This is a genomic window from Pseudomonas sp. Z18(2022), assembly GCF_036346535.1.
In the GTDB taxonomy this organism is placed as follows: Bacteria; Pseudomonadota; Gammaproteobacteria; order Pseudomonadales; family Pseudomonadaceae; genus Aquipseudomonas; species Aquipseudomonas yamanorum_A.
The window spans coordinates 1-20,446 of record NZ_JAOTOA010000031.1; the positions used below are offsets into that span (position 1 = coordinate 1).

Annotated in this window: 8 protein-coding genes; 4 read left to right on the forward strand and 4 right to left on the reverse strand. The window is 64.1% G+C overall.

Annotated elements, in window-relative coordinates:
• Positions 1 to 104: 104 nt before the first annotated feature.
• Positions 105 to 656, reverse strand: coding sequence for an RNA polymerase factor sigma-70 (locus tag V3W39_RS31190; protein ID WP_076953019.1), 552 nt, complete (start codon positions 654 to 656; stop codon positions 105 to 107).
• Positions 657 to 934: 278 nt separating this feature from the next.
• On the opposite strand from V3W39_RS31190, the gene V3W39_RS31195 reads away from it, so the two are divergent.
• A complete protein-coding gene (locus V3W39_RS31195; protein WP_330214016.1) occupies positions 935 to 1,693 on the forward strand; it encodes a thioesterase II family protein in 759 nt (252 codons plus the stop codon).
• Between the two features lie 64 nt (positions 1,694 to 1,757).
• A complete protein-coding gene (locus V3W39_RS31200) occupies positions 1,758 to 14,693 on the forward strand; it encodes a non-ribosomal peptide synthetase (protein WP_330214017.1) in 12,936 nt (4,311 codons plus the stop codon).
• A 126-nt stretch (positions 14,694 to 14,819) separates the two neighbouring features.
• On the opposite strand, the gene dsbG is transcribed toward V3W39_RS31200, so the two are convergent.
• Genes dsbG through dsbD form a run of 3 tightly spaced genes read right to left on the reverse strand, consistent with a single transcriptional unit; the run spans position 14,820 to position 18,156 of the window.
• Positions 14,820 to 15,581 carry a thiol:disulfide interchange protein DsbG gene (dsbG, locus tag V3W39_RS31205; RefSeq protein WP_177042815.1) on the reverse strand — a complete coding sequence of 254 codons (762 nt, stop codon included), beginning with the start codon at positions 15,579 to 15,581 and terminating at the stop codon, positions 14,820 to 14,822.
• On the reverse strand, positions 15,557 to 16,426 hold the full coding sequence (locus V3W39_RS31210) for a TlpA disulfide reductase family protein (protein WP_177042814.1): 870 nt from the start codon (positions 16,424 to 16,426) through the stop codon (positions 15,557 to 15,559). The genes dsbG and V3W39_RS31210 overlap by 25 nt, the downstream gene beginning before the upstream one ends.
• Complete coding sequence (dsbD, locus tag V3W39_RS31215) at positions 16,426 to 18,156, reverse strand: protein-disulfide reductase DsbD (protein ID WP_330214018.1); 1,731 nt, start codon at positions 18,154 to 18,156, stop codon at positions 16,426 to 16,428. Before dsbD ends, V3W39_RS31210 begins: the two co-directional genes overlap by 1 nt.
• Positions 18,157 to 18,332: 176 nt before the next feature.
• Here dsbD and V3W39_RS31220 point away from each other — a divergent pair, with 176 nt between their 5' ends.
• Positions 18,333 to 19,013: a response regulator gene (locus V3W39_RS31220; protein ID WP_003209011.1), complete on the forward strand. Its 681-nt coding sequence runs from the start codon at positions 18,333 to 18,335 to the stop codon at positions 19,011 to 19,013.
• Positions 19,013 to 20,332 carry an ATP-binding protein gene (locus tag V3W39_RS31225; protein WP_330214019.1) on the forward strand — a complete coding sequence of 440 codons (1,320 nt, stop codon included), beginning with the start codon at positions 19,013 to 19,015 and terminating at the stop codon, positions 20,330 to 20,332. Before V3W39_RS31220 ends, V3W39_RS31225 begins: the two co-directional genes overlap by 1 nt.
• Positions 20,333 to 20,446 lie beyond the last annotated feature (114 nt).

The following is a 20,446-nucleotide window of genomic DNA, read 5'->3' on the forward strand; positions in this document are numbered from 1 at the left end:
CTTTTGGTTACTTTTGGGCTCCTTTCAAAAGTGACCCGCTGTAAGAGCGGAACCAATCGAAGCCATCACCCAAATATCGGATATGTACTCAACAGCAGAGCCAATCAAACCCGCCGCGCAAACGTGTCGCTGTGAGTCCCGGAAACCTTCCGGCAATGCACCAACGCATCCCGAATCATGAAGTTCACCAACGTCGGCGAAACCCCAAGCTCCTTGGCAATATCCTTCTGCGGCACCCCGTGCAACCGGTACATCTCAAACGCATACCGCGTGCGCTGAGGCAACTCGGTCAATGCATCCGCAATGTTTTCCAAGGTGGAGAAATTGATGTGCGAAGTCTCAGGTGAAGCCCCGTGAATAACCACATTCAAGCCTTCCTCTTCAGTACCGGAGTACTTCAACTCCAGCGCCTGCTTACGGTAGTGATCAATGGCCAGGTTACGCACGATCTGGAACAGGTAACTGAGCTGCGCCTTGAACGATGACGTAATGGTCGGTGCCGATTGCAACCGGAAGTAGGCGTCCTGCACCACGTCTTCGGCGCGAGAGCGGCAGCCGGTAATACGTGCTGCGATCTTGACCAGGATCAGCCGGTTATCGACAAAGGCCTGAAGGAGGGGTGAGTCGCACCTGCCTGTGGATACTTGTTCCGTCATGGAAATCACCTAGTTGCAAGAGAAGGTTGGGGGAGGGCGTCCTTGCTGAGGCCTCCTACACATCGGGCAACAAATTATGCTTAATGATAATGATTGTCAAATGAGAAGACGAACTAATCTTATGCTTTATCGAGAGGTGTGAACCGCGTCTCGCTGCCTAATTATTTCCAGGTGCCATCCGTTCTCATGGGTGAAAGGCCAGTTAACAAACCGGCCAAGGATCAGCGCCTGGAGGAGTACAAAATGGGTTTTTATCGTGTGGGTCGGGGTGGTCTGAAATGAACACGCCGCTTCGATTACGCCTGTTTTGCCTGCCTTATTCCGGTGCCAGCGCCATGGTCTACAGCCGCTGGCGGCGGGCGCTTCCCGAGTGGTTGCAGGTGCGCCCGCTGGAGTTACCGGGGCGCGGCATGCGCATGGACGAGCCGCTGCAGCGCGACATCAAGGCCCTGGCCGGGCAACTGGCCGATGAGATCAGCGCCGAGCTGGACGGCCCTTACGCTTTGTTTGGCCACAGCCTCGGCGGCCTGCTGGCGTTCGAACTGGCCCATGCCCTGCGTGAGCGGGGTGTACCGCAGCCACTGGCGTTGTTCGCATCGGGCACCGCCGGCCCGGCCTGCCGCGATGTCAGCGAATACGCCATCGAGAAAAACGACGAGCAACTGATCGCCCGCCTGCGTGAACTCAAGGGCACCGGCGAGGACGTATTGGCCAACGCCGAGCTGATGCAGTTGATGCTGCCGATCCTGCGGGCTGACTTCCTCCTGTGCGGCAGTTTCGAGTATGGCGAGCGCGAGCCGCTGAGGCTGCCCATCCATGTATTCGGCGGCAAGCAAGACGCAGTGACCGCCGATCAATTGCTGGACTGGCAGCAAGACACCGCCAGCGGTTTTTCCCTCGACATGTTCGACGGTCACCACTTCTTCCTGATGCAGCACGAGAGTTCTGTGCTGCGCTGTGTCCGGCGTTACGCCGACGAACACCTGGCCCGCTGGCGCAATGACGCCGCGCGGCAGATGGCCCGGGCAGCCGGCTGAACAAGCCCCCTGGCCACACATTCCCCGATTTCCCAGTAAGCCGATTTCAGGCAGGAACCCCACGATGGACGCCTTCGAACTTCCCCGCACCCTGGTTCAGTCCCTTCAACGCCGCGCCGCGCAAACCCCGGATCAACTGGCGTTGCGCTTCCTCGCCGAGACGGCCGAGCAGGGCGCTGTCCTCAGTTACCGCGACCTCGACCTGCGCGCCCGCACCATCGCCGCCGCTTTGCAGGCCAACGCCGGGTTGGGTGACCGTGCGGTGCTGTTGTTCCCCAGCGGGCCGGACTACGTCGCGGCGTTTTTTGGTTGCCTGTACGCCGGGGTGATCGCGGTGCCGGCGTACCCGCCGGAGTCCACTCGCCGTCATCATCAGGAGCGGCTGCTGTCGATCATCGCGGACGCCGAGCCAAGCGTGCTGCTGACCACCACCAGCCTCGGTGATGCGCTGCTGCAACTCGAAGGCGCGCCGCAGTTGCTGTGCGTCGACAGCCTCAGCTCCGAAATCGCGGGCAATTGGGTCGCACCGAACTTGCAGGACGATGACATCGCCTTCCTGCAATACACCTCCGGTTCCACCGCGTTGCCCAAGGGCGTGCAAGTCACCCACGGCAACCTGGTGGCCAACGAACTGCTGATCCGCCGGGGCTTCGGCATCGACCTGAACCCCGACGACGTGATCGTCAGCTGGCTGCCGCTGTACCACGACATGGGCCTGATCGGCGGCCTGCTGCAGCCAATCTTCAGCGGCGTGCCGTGCGTGTTGATGTCGCCGGCGTACTTCCTCGGCCGGCCACTGCGCTGGCTGGAAGCGATCAGCGAATACGGCGGCACCATCAGCGGCGGGCCGGACTTCGCCTATCGGCTGTGCAGCGAACGGGTCAGTGATTCGGCCCTGGAGCGCCTGGACTTGAGCAAATGGCGCGTGGCGTATTCCGGCTCAGAGCCGATCCGCCTCGACACCCTCGAGCGCTTCGCCGAGAAGTTCGCTAGCTGCGGTTTCACCCCGAACAATTTCTTCGCGTCCTACGGCCTGGCCGAAGCCACCCTGTTCGTTGCCGGCGGCACTCGTGGCCAGGGTATCCCGGCCCTGCGTCTCGACGAACAGGCCCTGGCCGCCAATCGCGCCGAGCCGGGGCAGGGCGCGGCGATCATGAGTTGCGGTACCAGCCAGCCTGAACACGCGGTGCTGATTGCCGACCCCGCCACCCTGGCGACGCTCCCCGACAATGCCGTCGGTGAACTCTGGGCCACCGGCCCGAGCATCGCCCACGGTTACTGGCGCAACCCTGAGGCCACCGCCAAGACCTTCGTCCAGCACGCAGGCCGCACCTGGTTGCGTACCGGCGACCTGGGCTTTATCCGCGACGGTGAAGTGTTCATCACCGGCCGCCTCAAAGACCTGCTGATCGTGCGGGGCCACAACCTGTATCCCCAGGACATCGAGCAAGCCATCGAGCGCGAAGTGGAAGTGGTGCGCAAGGGCCGGGTCGCGGCGTTTGCGGTGAATGACAACGGCCAGGAAGGCATCGGCATCGCCGCGGAAATCAGCCGTAGCGTGCAGAAGATCCTGCCGCCCGAAGCGCTGATCAAGGCGATTCGCCAAGCGGTGGCCGAGGCCTGCCAGGAAGCCCCGAGCGTGGTGGTGTTGCTCAATCCCGGTGGCTTGCCGAAAACCTCCAGTGGCAAGGTGCAGCGTTCGGCCTGCCGCACGCGCCTGGCGGATGGCAGTCTCGACAGTTATGCGCAGTTCCCCGGCGTGCAGGCCCAGGCCGCTGATGCGGCGCTGGAATCCGAACTGCACAGCCAAATTGCCGCGATCTGGTGCGAGCAATTGCAGCTGGCGCAAGTCGCTGCCGACGATCACTTCTTCCTGCTGGGGGGCAACTCCATCAGCGCCACCCAGGTGGTCGCCCGGCTGCGGGAAACCCTTGGCCTGGAGCTGAACCTGCGGCTGTTGTTCGAAGCGCCAACCCTGGCCGCCTTCGCCGCCGGCGTCGCGCAATTGCAACAGGACGGCGGTGTGGCCCAAGGCGCGATCCAGGCCCTGTCACGCCAGGAAGACCTGCCGCAATCCCTGGCGCAAAACCGCCTGTGGATCACCTGGCAACTCGACCCGCAAAGCAGTGCCTACACCATTCCCGGCGGCCTGCGTTTGCGTGGCGAGCTGGACGAAGACGCGGTGCGCTCAAGCTTCCAGCAACTGATCCAGCGTCACGAAGCCCTGCGTACGCGCTTCTTTGAGCGCGATGGCCAAGGCTTTCAGCGGGTCGATGCCAAGGTGGAGTTCGACCTGCAAGTCATCGATCTCAGCGACCTGCCGGCCGCCGAGCGCGAAGCCCGCGCAAACCAGATCCGCGAAGACGAAGCCCGCACCCAGTTCGATTTGGAGAAAGGCCCGCTGCTGTGGGTCACGCTGGTACGCCTGGATGACGAAGACCACCAGTTGCTGGTGACGCTGCACCACATCATCGCGGACGGTTGGTCCCTCAGCGTATTGATCGATGAGTTTGCCCGCCTGTACGCCGCTGCCTCCCTGGGCCAGACCCTTGAGCTGCCAGCCCTGGCCCTGCAATACGCCGACTACGGCAGTTGGCAGCGCCAATGGCTGGCCGAAGGCGAGGGCCAACGGCAACTGGCGTACTGGAAACAACAACTGGGCGACGAACACCCGACCCTGAGCCTGGCCACCGATCATCCGCGTTCGGCTCAACATGTGCGCAGTGCTTCACGTCACAGTGTGCGTTTGAGCGCGAGCCTCGGCGAAGCCATTCGCAAGACTGCCCAGGCCCATGAATCCACTCCGTTCATGCTGTTGCTCGCGGCGTTCCAGAGCCTGCTCCATCGCTACAGCGGCCAGCGCGATATCCGCATCGGCATACCCAGCGCCAACCGTCCGCGCCAGGAAACCCAGGGCCTGATCGGGTTCTTTATCAACACCCTCGTGCTGCGCGCTGAACTGGATGCACGCCTGCCCTTCGCCGAGTTGCTGGCGGCGACGCGAACCGCTGCGCTGGGTGCCCAGGCCCATCAGGACCTGCCGTTCGAGCAGTTGCTGGAAGCCTTCCCGCAAGCCCGGGAACAAGGCCTGTTCCAGGTGATGTTCAACCACCAGCAACGCGACCTCGGCGCCTTGCGCCGCCTGCCGGGCCTGTTGGCCGACGAGCTGGCGTGGCACAGCCGCGAAGCCAAGTTCGACCTGCAACTGCACAGCGAAGAAGACCGTAACGGGCGTTTGAGCCTGGCCTTCGACTACGCTGACGAACTGTTCGACGCCGCGACTATCGAGCGTCTGGCCGAGCACTTCATCAACCTGCTGCAAGCCGCCTGCAAGCACCCGCAACAGGCCATCGGCGACTTGAAACTGCTGCACGACGACGAGCACACGCAGCAACACCAGTGGAGCGCTGCACCTTGCGCGGCGGCGCAGCAGTGGCTGCCGGAACAACTCAACCAACAGGTCTCGGAACGCACGGCGCTGGTGTGGCAGGACGCGAGCCTGACCTTCGCCCAACTGCACACCCAGGCCAACCGCCTGGCCCATTACCTGCGGGACAAGGGCGTCGGCCCGGACGTGTGCGTGGCCATCGCCGCCGAGCGTTCGCCGCAACTGCTGATCGGCCTGCTGGCGATCATCAAGGCCGGCGGCGCCTACGTGCCCCTGGACCCGGATTACCCCGCCGAGCGCCTGGCCTACATGCTCAAGGACAGCGGCGTGCAACTGCTGCTGACCCAGACCTCGCTGCTGGAGCAACTGCCCACGGCTGAAGGCGTGTGCGTCATCGCCATGGACAGTCTCAAGCTGGAAAGCTGGCCGACCCACGCGCCGGGCCTGCACCTGAACGGCGACAACCTTGCCTATGTGATCTACACCTCCGGTTCCACCGGCCAGCCCAAGGGCGTGGGCAATACCCATGCCGCGCTGGCCGAGCGCTTGCAGTGGATGCAAGCCACCTACCCACTGGATGAAACCGATGTGCTGATGCAAAAGGCACCCATCAGTTTCGACGTGTCGGTGTGGGAATGCTTCTGGCCGTTGATCACCGGTTGCCGGCTGGTACTGGCCGGGCCGGGTGAGCACCGCGACCCGCATCGCATCGCCCAACTGGTGCAGGAGCACGGCGTGACCACGCTGCACTTTGTGCCGCCGCTGTTGCAGCTGTTTGTCGATGAACCGTTGGCCGCCGAATGCACCAGCCTGCGTCGCCTGTTCTCCGGCGGTGAAGCATTGCCTGCCGAGTTGCGCAACCGGGTGCTGGCGCAGTTGCCGGCGGTGCAGTTGCACAACCGATATGGCCCCACCGAAACCGCGATCAACGTGACGCACTGGCATTGCCAGGCCCAAGACGGCGAGCGCTCGCCGATTGGCCGGCCACTGGGCAACGTGATCTGCCGGGTGCTGGATGATCAGTTCAATCCGTTGCCGGCAGGTGTGCCGGGTGAGTTGTGCATTGGTGGCATCGGCCTGGCTCGCGGTTACCTCGGGCGTGCGGGGCTGACCGCTGAACGATTCGTCGCCGACCCGTTGGGCGAGGCGGGCGCACGTCTGTATCGCACCGGTGACCGCGTGCGCTGGAGCGCCGACGGTGTGCTGGAATACCTTGGTCGCCTGGACCAGCAGGTCAAACTGCGTGGCTTCCGTGTCGAGCCTGAAGAAATCGAAGCTCGCCTGCTGGCGCTCGACGGTATCGCCCAAGCGGTGGTGCTGGTGCGGGAAACCGCTGCCGGTGCGCAACTGATCGGTTACTACACCGCCAACGAGCCGCTGGATGAACAGGACGTAAAAACCGCCCTGGCCGCCGAGCTGCCGGAGTACATGGTGCCGGCGCAGTTGATGCGCCTGGACTCAATGCCCCTGAGCCCCAGCGGCAAACTCGACCGCCGTGCCTTGCCAGAACCGGTGTGGCAAGTGCGTGAACACGTCGAACCCGAAACAGCGCTGCAACAGCAAATCGCCGGGATCTGGCGCGAAGTCCTGGCCCTGCCACGCATCGGCCTGCGGGATGACTTCTTCGCCCTCGGCGGCCATTCGTTGCTGGCCACGCAAATCATCTCCCGCACCCGCCAGGCCTGCGACGTCGAGCTGCCGTTGCGCACGCTGTTCGAAGCCAGCGAGTTGGGGGCTTTCGCCGAGCAGGTCCGCCTGATCCAGGCCTCGGGCCAACGCAACCAGCAACTGGCCATCGGCAAGGTCGACCGCAGCCAACCGGTGCCGCTGTCCTATTCCCAGCAGCGCATGTGGTTCCTCTGGCAGATGGAACCGGACAGCCCGGCGTATAACGTCGGCGGCATGGCGCGGCTGCGCGGGGTGTTGGACGTGGGGCGTTTCGAGGCGGCGTTGCAGGCCTTGATCATGCGTCACGAAACCCTGCGCACCACCTTCCCGAGCATCAACGGCGTGGCGCAGCAAAAGGTCGCGGCGCAAACCGGCGTGCGCATGGATTGGCAGGACTTCTCGGCGTTCAATCAAGTTGAGCGCCAACAGCGTGTGCAGCAACTGGCCGACCATGAGGCTCATACACCGTTCAACCTGGAAACCGGCCCGCTGCTGCGTGCCTGCCTGGTCAAGGCCGGCGAGCAGGAACATTACCTGGTGCTGACCCTGCACCATATCGTCACCGAAGGCTGGGCCATGGACATCTTTGCCCGTGAACTCAGCGCGCTGTACGAAGCCTTTATCGACGACCGCGAATCGCCGCTGGCGCCGTTGCCGGTGCAATACCTGGACTACAGCGTGTGGCAACGGCAGTGGCTGGAATCCGGCGAGCGTCAGCGCCAGCTGGATTACTGGACCGCGCAACTGGGCACTGAGCATCCACTGCTGGAACTGCCGGGCGACCGTCCGCGCCCACCGGTGCAAAGTCACCAGGGCGAGCTGTACCGTTTCGATTTGAGCGATGACCTGGCTGCCCGCGTGCGTGCCTTCAACGCCGAGCGTGGTTTGACTTTGTTCATGACCATGACCGCCACCCTTGCCGTATTGCTCTACCGCTACAGCGGCCAGACCGACCTGCGTATCGGGGCGCCGGTGGCCAACCGCATTCGCCCGGAAAGCGAAGGGCTGATCGGCGCGTTCCTCAACACCCAGGTGCTGCGTTGCCAGCTCAACGGGCAGATGAGCGTCGGTGAATTGTTCGAGCAGGTGCGTCACACGGTAATCGAAGGTCAGTCTCACCAGGACCTGCCGTTCGACCACCTGGTGGAAGCCCTGCAACCACCCCGCAGTGCTGCGTACAACCCGCTGTTCCAGGTGATGTGCAACGTGCAGCGCTGGGAGTTCCAGCAAAGCCGCACCCTGGCCGGGATGACTGTCGAGTACCTGGCCAACGATGCCCGCGCCACCAAGTTCGACCTCAACCTGGAAGTCACCGACCTCGACCATCGCCTGGGTTGCTGCCTGACCTACAGCACTGACCTGTTCGACGAGCCGCGCATTGCCCGCATGGCCGCGCACTGGCAAAACCTGCTGGAAGCCTTGCTCGCCGATCCGCACCAGCGCCTGAGCGAGTTGCCGTTGCTGGAGGCGGCCGAACAGCGTTCGCTGCAAGACAGCCTCGGCATTGAGGCCGGCGAGCATCGCCTCGACCAGTGCATCCATCACCTGTTCAGCGAGCAAGCCCTGGCCCGTCCCGACGCCCCGGCGTTGACCTTTGCCGGGCAGACCCTGAGCTACAGCGAACTCGACGGCCGCGCCAATCGCCTGGCCTGGATGCTCCGCGAGCGTGGCGTAGGCCCGCAGGTGCGGGTTGGCCTGGCGCTGCCGCGTTCGCTTGAGATGGTCGTCGGCCTGCTGGCGATCCTCAAGGCCGGCGGCGCCTATGTGCCGCTGGACCCGGAATACCCGCTGGACCGCCTGCACTACATGATCGAAGACAGCGGCATCGGCCTGCTGCTCAGCGACGCCGCGATGTTCGACGCGCTGGGCGAGCTGCCCGCCAGCGTCGGCCGCTGGTGCCTGGAAGATGACCTGCCGACCCTGGCCGCGTACCCGGCCAGCGAGTTGCCTTTCATCAGCCTGCCGCAACACCAGGCGTACCTGATCTACACCTCCGGCTCCACCGGCAAGCCCAAGGGCGTGGTGGTGTCCCACGGTGAAATCGCCATGCATTGCCAGGCGGTGATCGAGCGCTTTGGCATGCGGCCGGATGACTGCGAGCTGCATTTCTATTCCATCAATTTTGACGCCGCCACCGAGCGTCTGCTGGTGCCATTGCTCAGCGGCGCGCAGGTGGTATTGCGGGCCCAGGGCCAGTGGGATGCGGAAGAAATCTGCGGGCTGATTCGTCAGCACCGCATCAATATCCTCGGCTTTACCCCGAGCTACGGCAGTCAGTTGGCGCAATGGCTGGCCACGCAAAACCAGACCTTGCCGGTGCGCATGTGCATCACCGGCGGCGAGGCCCTGACCGGCGAACACTTGCAGCGCATCCGCGCCGCATTCAAGCCGGCGCTGTTTTTCAACGCCTATGGTCCGACTGAAACGGTGGTAATGCCGCTGGCCAGTCTTGCCCCGGACACACTGGAGGAGGGCGCTGGCAGCGTGCCGATCGGCAGCATCATCGGCGCGCGTGTGGCGTACATTCTGGATGCGGATTTGGCCTTGGTGCCGCAGGGTGCCACCGGCGAGTTGTACGTCGGCGGTGCTGGCCTGGCCCAGGGTTATCACCAGCGCCCGGGCATGACGGCGGAGCGGTTTGTGGCTGATCCGTTTGCCACGAATGGCGGTCGCCTGTATCGCACCGGTGACCTGGTGCGCCAGCGGGTCGATGGCCTGGTGGAATACCTCGGTCGTATTGACCATCAAGTGAAGATTCGCGGGTTCCGTATCGAGCTGGGAGAAATTGAAACCCGCCTGCTGGAACACGCAGCGGTGCGTGAAGCGGTGGTGCTGGCGCTGGATTCTCCGAGTGGCAAACAGTTGGTGGCCTACCTGGTCAGCGACGAAGAACACGGCGCCTTGCGTGAGTCACTCAAGGCCCATCTGAAGGCGCAGTTGCCGGACTACATGGTGCCCGCGCACCTGATCGTCCTCGACAGCATGCCGTTGACCGCCAACGGCAAGCTCGACCGCCGCGCCTTGCCGCAGCCGGACCCCGAGGCGAACCGTCAACAGTACGTGGCCCCGCGCAACGAGCTGGAGCAAACCCTGGCGGCGATCTGGTGTGCGGTGTTGAACGTGCAACAGGTGGGCCTCGACGATAACTTCTTCGAACTGGGCGGTGACTCGATCCTGTCGATCCAGGTGGTCAGCCGGGCGCGTCAGGCGGGGATTCATTTCAGCCCGCGTGATCTGTTCCAGCACCAGACCGTGCAGACCCTGGCCGCCGTGGCGACCCGCACCGAGCAGGTCATCGCCGAACAAGGCGTGTTGACCGGCGCGTCCGGGCTGACCCCGATCCAGCACTGGTTCTTCGACACCGACATTCCCGAGCGTCAACACTGGAACCAGGCACTGCTGCTGGAACCGGCTCAACCCCTGGAACCCCATCGCCTGGAACAAGCCCTGCTGGCGGTGCTGGAGCACCACGACGCCTTGCGCCTGAGCTTCACCCAGCGCGATGCCCAATGGCACGCCGAACACCTGGCGGTGCCGGAAGGCGGCCTGCTGTTGCAGGCCCAGGTGGCGGACATGGAGCAGTGCCACGCGCTGTTCACCGACACCCAACGCAGCCTCAACCTTGCCCATGGCCCGCTGTTGCGCGCGTTGCTGGTGGACGGGCCGCAAGGTCAGCGTCGCCTGCTGATCGCGATCCATCACCTGGTGGTGGACGGCGTTTCCTGGCGCGTGTTGCTGGAAGATTTGCAGACCGTGTACCGCCAATTGAGCGACGGCCAACCTGTCAGCCTACCGGCCAAGACCAGCGCCTTGCGCGACTGGGCGACACGCTTGCAGGCCTATGCCGGCAGCGAATCCCTGCGTGAAGAACTGGACGTGTGGCAGCAGCAGTTGGCCGGCCCTGCCGTTGAGTTGCCGGTGGATCGCCCCCAAGGTTCACTGCGCAATCGCGACGCCGATACCGTCAGCGTGCGCCTGGATGCCGAGCGCACCCGCCAGCTGTTGCAGCAGGCGCCGAGCGCTTACCGCACCCAGGTCAACGATTTGCTGCTGACCGCCCTGGCCCGTGTGTTGTGCCGCTGGAGCGGCCATGAATCGGCCCTGATCCAGCTCGAAGGCCACGGCCGCGAAACCCTGTTCGACGAGATCGACCTGACCCGCAGCGTCGGCTGGTTCACCAGTGCCTACCCGCTGCGCCTGACCCCGCTGCACATCGAAGAAGCCGCCGGGCAGGGCGCCTCGATCAAGGCGATCAAGGAGCAACTGCGCGGCGTGCCCCACAAAGGCCTGGGTTATGGCGTGCTGCGCTACCTGGCCGACGACCTGTGCCGCCAGACCATGGCCGCGTTGCCGACGGCCAGCATCACCTTCAACTACCTTGGCCAGTTCGACCAGAGCTTTGGTGCCGATGCGCTGTTCCACCCGCTGGAGGAGTTTGCCGGCACCGCCCACGACCCGGACGCGCCGCTGCCCAACGAGCTGAGCGTCGACAGCCAGGTGTATGGCGGTGAACTGGTGCTGCGCTGGACCTTCAGCCGCGAGCGTCACGACAGCCAGACCATCGCTGAACTGGCGGACGCTTACCTGGCAGAATTGCAGAGCCTGATCGAGCATTGCCTCAAGCCAGACGCCGGCGGCCTCACGCCGTCGGACTTCCCGCTGGCGCACCTGACCCAAGGGCAACTCGATGCACTGCCGGTGCCGGCCACTGCCATCGAAGACGTGTACCCGCTGACCCCGATGCAGGAAGGCTTGCTGCTGCACACCCTGCTGGAACCGGGCACCGGCCTCTACTACATGCAGGACCGCTACCGCATCAACAGCGCCCTGGACCCGGAGCGTTTTGCCCAGGCCTGGCAGGCGGTGATCGCCCGGCATGAAGCGTTGCGTGCCTCGTTCTGCTGGAACGTCGGTGAAGACATGCTGCAGGTTATCCACAAGCCAGGCAGCACGCCGATCGAATACCTCGACTGGAGCGCCGACCCTGAAAGTGAACAGGAACCGCGTCTGCAAGCGCTGCTGAAAAGCGAGCGCGAAGCCGGCTTCGATCTGCTCAACCAGGCACCGTTCCACCTGCGGCTGATCCGCGTGGGCGAGGCGCGCTACTGGTTCATGATGAGCAACCACCACATCCTGATCGATGCCTGGTGCCGTTCGCTGCTGATGAATGATTTCTTCGACATCTACATGGCCCTCGGCGAAGGCCGCGAGGCGCAACTGGCGACGCCGCCGCGTTACCGCGACTACATCGCCTGGCTGCAACGCCAGAACCTGGCCGAGGCGCGTCAGTGGTGGCAGCAGAACCTGCAAGGCTTTGAACGCACCACGCCGATCCCGAGCGACCGGCCGTTCCTGCGGGAACACGCCGGCCACAGCGGCGGCATGGTGGTGGGCGACTGCTACACCCGCCTGGATGTGCGCGACGGTGCGCAATTGCGCGAGTTGGCCCAGGCCCATCAATTGACGGTGAACACCTTCGCCCAGGCGGCGTGGGCCCTGGTGCTGCGGCGTCTGAGTGGTGATCGCGACGTGCTGTTCGGCGTCACTGTGGCCGGGCGCCCGGTGGAAATGCCGGAGATGCAGCGCACCGTCGGGCTGTTTATCAACAGCATCGCGTTGCGGGTGAAGCTGCCTGAGGACGACCAGAAGTGCAGCGTGCGCCAATGGTTGAGCGGCCTGCTCGACAGCAATATGCAACTGCGCGAGTACGAATACCTGCCGCTGGTGACCATCCAGGAGCACAGCGAACTGCCCAAGGGGCAGCCGCTGTTCGACAGCCTGTTCGTGTTCGAAAACGCCCCGGTGGAAGTCTCGGTACTGGACCGTGCGCAAAGCCTGAATGCCACCTCGGATTCCGGGCGCACCCACACCAACTTCCCGCTCACCGCCGTGTGCTACCCGGGGGATGACCTGGGCTTGCACCTGTCTTACGACCAGCGTTATTTCGATGAAACCACCGTGCAAGGCATGCTCGGCGAATTCAAGCGCCTGCTGCTGGCATTGGTGCAGGGCTTCCACGGCGATATGGCCGACTTGCCGCTGATTGGCGAGCAGGAGCGCGAGTTCCTGGTGGAGGGCTGCAACCAGAGCGAGCATGAGTACCCGCTGGAGCGCAGTTACGTCGAGCTGTTCGAGGAGCAAGTGGCACGGCATCCACAACGGATTGCCGCCAGTTGCCTGGATCAGCAATGGAGCTATGCCGAGCTGAACCGGCACAGTAACCGCCTGGGCCATGCGCTGATTGCCGCCGGTGTCGGGCTGGATCAACCGGTGGCGTTGCTGGCCGAGCGCAATCTGGACTTGCTGGGCATGATCATCGGCAGCTTCAAGGCCGGTGCGGGTTACCTGCCGCTGGATCCGGGGCTGCCGGGCCAGCGCCTGAGCCGGATCATCGACCTCAGCCGTACGCCGTTACTGGTGTGCACCGAGGCGTGCCTTGAGCAGGCGCAGGTGTTGCTGGAAGAGTTTGCCTGTGGCTCGCGACCGAGGCTGCTGGTGTGGGAGGAGCTGGTGGGGTCAGAGCAGAACCCGGGCATCTACAGCGCGCCGGATAACCTGGCCTACGTGATCTACACCTCGGGTTCCACCGGCTTGCCCAAGGGCGTGATGGTGGAACAGCGCGGCATGCTGAATAACCAGTTGAGCAAGGTGCCGTACCTGAACCTGGGCCAGGACGATGTCATCGCCCAGACCGCCTCGCAAAGCTTCGATATCTCGGTGTGGCAATTCCTCGCCGCGCCGCTGTTCGGGGCGCGGGTGGACATTGTGCCGAACACCCTTGCCCATGATCCTCAAGGCTTGCTGGCTCACGTCCAGGCCCAGGGCGTCACCGTACTGGAAAGCGTGCCGTCGCTGATCCAGGGCATGCTCGCCCAGGATCGCATCAGCCTGGAGGGTTTGCGCTGGATGCTGCCGACCGGTGAAGCGATGCCGCCGGAGCTGGCGCACCAGTGGTTGCTGCGTTACCCGGAGATTGGCCTGGTGAACGCTTATGGCCCGGCGGAATGCTCGGACGACGTGGCGTTCTTCCGCGTCGACCTGGCGTCAACCCGTAGCACCTATCTGCCGATTGGTACGCCGACCGACAACAACCGGTTGTACCTGCTGGACGGCGCGCTGGAGCTGGTGCCTCAAGGTGCAGTCGGCGAGTTGTGTGTGGCCGGGACCGGTGTGGGTCGTGGTTATGTCAGCGACCCGCTGCGCACGGCGCAAGCGTTTGTGCCGAATCCATTTGGTGCGGACCGGTTGTATCGAACAGGGGATTTGGCCCGCCGTCGCAGTGATGGGGTGTTGGAATATGTCGGTCGCATCGACCATCAGGTGAAGATTCGCGGTTACCGGATCGAGCTGGGTGAAATCGAGGCGCGCCTGCATGAGCAACCGGAAGTTCGCGATGCGGCCGTCGGGGTGCAGGAGGGCGTCAATGGCAAGCATCTGGTGGGTTATCTGGTGGCGACCGATGCGCAGCTCAACCCGGGCGAGCGCCTTGATCGCATCAAGCAGCGCCTGCGGGCCGAGTTGCCGGAGTACATGGTGCCGCTGCATTGGTTGTGGCTCGACCGTTTGCCGCTGAACGCCAACGGCAAGCTGGACCGCAAGGCCTTGCCGGTACTGGAGATTGGCCAGTTGCACAGCCAGGATTACCTGGCGCCGCGTAATGAGCTGGAGCAGACGTTGGCCGGGATTTGGGCCGAAGTGCTCAAGGTCGAGCGGGTAGGGGTGCAGGACAACTTCTTTGAGCTGGGCGGGCATTCGTTGCTGGCCACGCAGATTGCTTCACGGGTGCAGAAGACATTGCAGCGGGATGTGCCGTTGCGGGCGATGTTCGAGTGCAGCACGGTGGAGGAGTTGGCGGGGTATATCGACGGGCTGGCGGCGAATGAGATCAGCGCGGAGAAGGTGGATCGGTTGAGTGATTTGATGGCGGAGCTGGAGGGGTTGTAAGGCGCTGAATCTTCGCTGTTTGTGACGGCCTCATCGCAGGCAAGCCAGCTCCCACATTTTGGATTGTGAACACATTCAAAAATGTGGGAGCTGGCTTGCCTGCGATGGCGTCAGACCGGTCGCCGCTTATTTCGGCCCCAGAATCTTCACCAACTTATCCGGCGACGGCGCCCCTTGCTGTTGCTGCAAACCGCCCTTGTCATCCAGATAGAAAATCGCCGGCGTCGCCGACAATTCCAGCTCATCCATCAGCTTCATGTTCGAATCGAGCTTGGCCTGGATATCCGCCGGGATCTTTTCCAGCGCCTGCAACTTGCTGCCTTTACCGGCCGACTCATGGGCTTCCAGGGCCTGCTGCGGATCCTTGGCGGCAAACAGCGCCGCCGATTTACCCGGGCTGTCCTCACGAATAATCCCCACCATGATGTGCCGCAACTGCACCTTGCCTGCCTTCACCCACGGCCGCGCCTGTTCCCAGAACATGTTGCAGTACGGGCAGTTCGGATCGCTGAACAGATAAACAATGCGTGGCGCGTCCTTGTTGCCGTCCTGGATCCAGTTGCTGTGTTCCATCTTCGCCCAGACCTCCTTGGCCATGGGCGCGTACACCAGTTTTTCCAGGGGCGCAGTGCTCAGGTCATTGCCGGCAGCGTCGTACAGGTTGCCGGCGATCACGCTTTTGCCGTCTGCGGTCAGGTACAGCGCCATGCCACGGTTCTGGTACTGCGCGGCGTAGCCGGTGAGGCCGCTGGGCGCGTCGAACTTGCCGATGATCTTGGCACCCTTGGCCTCGATGTTCTTGATCGGCGCCGGCCAGTCTTCGGCGTGGACCAAAGTGGCAGCGAGGGTCAGGGGCAACAGGGTCAGCAGGTGGCGGAGGCGGAGCATGGCGAATTCCTTGTGGTGGCAGGCAGGGCCGGCTTGGCGTTGATCGGTTCGAAGCGCTCCATGGCGCGGGCCAGGCTGGCTTGGGACAACTCGCCCAGGTGGCTGTTGATCAGGCGACCGTCCGGTTGATAGAAGAGGGTGGTGGGCAAGGCCATGGAGCCCACGGCCTGGCCGAGGCGGCCGCTGGCGTCGAACAGCACGTTGTCCAGGTTCAGGCCCTGGGTCGCCAGGTAGGTGGCGACGCTTTGCATGCTTTCGGCCTGGTTGACGAACAGGAAGGTCACGTCCGGGCGCTGGCGCTGGGCGCTTTCCAGTACCGGCATTTCACGCCGGCACGGCGGGCACCAGGTGGCCCAGAGGTTGATCACCAGCGGGCCGCCCTTGTAGTCGGCCAGTTGCACGGTTTCGCCATTGGCGTTGCGCAGGGCAATGTCCGGCAGTTGGGTGCCTTTTTCGTAGAGGGTCAGGGACAGGCTGGTCAAGGCCCAGAACGCCAGGCCGGTGATCACCCCGGCGCTCAGTGGCTTGCGCAACAGCGGGCGGCGCCAGCCGTAGACCAAGGCGCCGAGGACCAGCGCGATGACGCCGGGCCAGGCGAGGAAGCCGCCGTCGCGCAGGTCGACGATTTGCAGCGGGTCATTCTGGTAGTACGTCCAGTACATCAGCACAAAGCTGACGCGGGCGGCGAGCATGCCCAGCAAGAACAGGGTGAACAGCACCGACTCCGGGTTTTCGCCGCCGCGCTTGGCCACGCGCCAGCCCACCAGGGTGGCGAGGATCAACGCCGTGATCAGCAGCAAGTGATTCAGGGCGATGGCGAACGTGCCGATGGTCAGTGTCAGCATCAGAGGGCTTCCCGGGCTTGGGTCCAGCTTTGCAGGAAGGCGGCGGCGTCGACTTCGCCGGTGATGCGCTGGGCGCGGCGCTCTTCACCGTCGGGGCCGATCCAGACGAAACTCGGCGGGCCGGGGACCTTGTAGCGGCCCAGCAGCTCGCGGCTGGCGGCGTTGTCGGCGGTTACGTCGAGGCGCAGCAGGCGCACATCCTTGAGGGCGTCGAGGACTTCGGGTTTGCCGAACACCTGTTTTTCCATGATCTTGCACGACACGCACCAGTCGGCGTAGTAGTCCACCAGCACCCATTGGCCCTGGGCCTTGGCGCTGTCGAGCTGGCTTTGCAGCACGGCCGGGTCGTTGATGGTCATGAAGGCTTCGTGGGCGGTGGGGGCTGCGGCCACCCGCGAGCCGCTGTAGACCTTCAACGGTTGCCACAGATCGTCGCTGCCGCCGGCCGCGCCGATCACCAATACGCTGCCCCAAAGGCCCAGTACCAGGGAGCCGGCACCGAACAGCATGGCGGTGCGCCCGAAATCCCGGGCCAGCCGCCAGCCGCAATAGGCCATGACCAGCGCCAGCACACCCCACAAGCCAAGCCACAGGGTTTCGCCGACTACCGGGCGAATCATCAACACGGCGGTGGCGAGGAACAGGAAGCCGAAGATGCCCTTGAGGATATTCATCCAGGTACCGGGCTTGGGCAGGAAGCGGTTACCTACGGTCACCAGCAGCAACAGCGGCACGCCGATGCCGATGCCCATGGCAAACAGGATCAGGCCGCCATGCAGGGCGTTGCCGCTCTGGGCGATATACAGCAGGGCGCCGGCCAGGGGCGCCGTCATGCACGGGCCTACGAGCAGGCCGGACAAGGCGCCGAGCACGCCGGCACCTACCAGGCTGCCGCCGCTTTGGTTGCGGCTGACGTTATCCAGGCGGTCCCGCAGGAAGGCCGGCAGTTGCAGTTCAAAGAAGCCGAACATCGGCAAGGCCAGGATCACAAACAACGCGGCGAAACTGCCGAGGATCCACGGGGTTTGCAGCAGGGCGGCGAGGTTGCCGCCGAGCAGTGCGGCCAATACGCCGAGGGCGGCATACACCAGCGCCATGCACACCACGTAGCTGGCGGCCAGGGCAAAGCCGCGGCGTGGACTGGCGCCGCTGCCGACCACAAGGCCGGCGAGGATCGGCAGCATCGGCAAGGAGCACGGGGCAAAGGCCAGCAGCAGGCCCAGGCCGAAGAACACCAGCAGGCTCCAGCCCAGGCTGCGCTGTTGCAGGCCGCTGGCCAGGCTTTGGTCCTGGGCCTGGCCGGTGGCGGCGACGGCGGGGTTGCCGCCCAGGTCCACGGTGATCGATTGCGGCGGGTAGCACAGGCCGGCATCGGCGCAGCCTTGCCAGCCGACCTTGACCTGGCCGGTGGCGCCGGCAGGAATCTTCACTTCCAGGCCCTGGCGATAGACTTGCTGCTCACCGAAGAATTCGTCGCTATGGGCTTCGCCCTGGGGCAACGTCGGCTTTTCGGCCAGGCCGTCGAACTTCATGCGCTGCTGGTACAGGTAATAACCGTCGGCAATCTGCCAGAACAGCTGGGTTTCGCCGGAGGCCAGACGCTCGGAGGTAAAGGTGAAGGCTTTGCCCACGGGGAGAAAATCGGGTTTGGTCTCGAAAGGATTGTTGCCCGGCGCGGCCTGGGCGAATCCAGCAAACACTACCAGCAGGAAGATAAACAGATGCCGCATGATCAAGCCTTAGTTCGAAGCAAGTGGGACACACAATGTGTGGCGTTGATTAACCGATGATTAACCGGGCTATCCTAGAGAAGAAGGGATTATCCGGGTTTACGCGCGTTGGCGGCATAATGCGCGCTTAATCCACCGCCTTTTAAATCACCCTCACATTTTGCAAAGGGTTCACCATGCACGTACTGGTCTGTGAAGACGACGAGCTGATCGCCAGCGGCATTGTTGCCGGGCTCAGCGCCCAGGGGCTGACCGTCGAGCGCGTCGGCACGGCTGCCGCTGCCCGGGCGATGCTCAAGGTGGCGGAGTTCGACGTGATGGTACTCGACCTCGGCCTGCCGGATGAAGACGGCTTGAAGCTGTTGCAGCAATTGCGCAGCCAGGGCCTGGAGATTCCGGTGCTGATCCTCACGGCGCGGGACTCGGTGACCAACCGGGTCGATGGCCTGCAAGCCGGTGCCGACGACTACCTGCTCAAACCCTTCGACCTGCGGGAACTGGCAGCGCGCCTGCACACCCTGTTGCGCCGGGTCGCCGGGCGCAGCGTCAACCTGATCGAACACGGGCGCCTGACCTACAACCCCAGCAGCCGCGAAACCCTGCTGGGTGGTGAGTCGGTGGACCTGTCCCGCCGCGAGCAGGCGCTGCTGCAGGCCCTGTTGCAAAACCGTGGCCGGGTGCTCTCCAGCGAGCAGCTCAAGGACAGCGTCTACGGCTTGAACGACGAGCTGGAAAGCAACGCCCTCAACGTGCACATCCACCACCTGCGACGCAAACTCGGCAACGGCATCGTCGAAACCGTACGCGGCCTGGGCTATCGCCTGGGCCCGGCTGATGGTGGAGAGGACGCTTCGTGATGAGCCTGCGCCTGCGGCTGACCTTCAAGCTCGGCGCGGCCTTCGTGCTGATCTGGGCACTGGCCGCCGCGTGGATGCTCAACGACCTGCGCAACCAGATGATGTTTTCCCTGGACCAGCGCCTGGTGGCTTCGGCGCGCATGGTGGCCGGGCTGATGGAGCAGATGCCGGGCCTGTCCAGCACGGGCGAGGGCGCGCATTTCAGCGCTGAACAATTGAATGTACCCGGCGGCATGGCGTGCCAGGTCAGCTCCTTGCGCGGGGTGGTGCTTGCCCGCAGCCATACCACCCCGGACCAGGGCCTGGAGTCGCGCAAGAGCGGCTTTCGCGACCAGATGATTGATGGCGTGGGCTGGCGCAGCTTCACCCTGTCCCGTGGCGATTTGTTTATCACCACCGCCGACCGGCAGGTGGAGCGTGAAGCCTTGAATATGTCGATCCTGCTGGCGGCTTCGGTGCCGGTGGGCGTGGCACTCCTGGGCTGCCTGTGCCTGCTGTGGCTGGGGATCGGCCAAAGCCTGTTGCCGCTCAACCGCATGCGTGACGCCTTGATGCGCCGCAGTGCCGACTCCCTGGAGCCGTTGCAGATCAGCCCGCTGCCCAGCGAGCTCAAGCCGCTGCTCGACACCCAGAACCAATTGCTGCAACGCATTGCCAAGACCATCGAGCGCGAGCGCCGCCTGACCGGCGACGCCGCCCACGAACTGCGCAGCCCGCTGACCGCGATCAAGACCCACCTGCAAGTGGCGCGCATGACCGAAGGCGCCGCCCGTGACCAGTCCCTGGCCCACGCCGAGGAAGGCGCCGACCGCCTGCACCGCACCCTTGAGCAGCTCCTGCTGCTGGCGCGGGTCGAAGGCAGCCTGTCGTTTGATGACGGCCTGCAATCGAGCGCCGAGCAAGTCGCTCAACTGGCGATCCAGGATGCCAACGGTGGCGACAATCAGCGCATTGACCTGGTGCTGGCAGACAGCCTCTCTGACCAACCGGTGGAAATGCCGGTGGGCCTGGCCGTTGCCGCCTTGCGCAACCTGCTGGATAACGCCCTGCGCCACACACCGGCGGATACCCGGGTGGAGCTGAGTGTGTCCAGTGCTGGCGATAACGTGGTGTTCCGGGTACGTGACCACGGCGCGCCGATTTCCAGTGAAGACTTGCAACACCTGACCCAGCGCTTCTGGCGCAATGGCAACAGCCCCGGTTGCGGCCTGGGGCTGGCGATTGTGCAGGCAATCGTGCAGCGCTGCTCCTGCTCGCTGAAATTCGACAGCCAGGCCGATGGCCTGCGGGTCGACCTCGGCATGCCGCTGCGTCGCTGACACCTTCTTTTCACGGCACACATAGCTACCGCCATCCTCAAGCGCAACGCTTCAGGATGGCGGTAATTTTTTTGTGTTTGAACGGGCTGAATGATTCGGCCTGTGTTGAAAAGG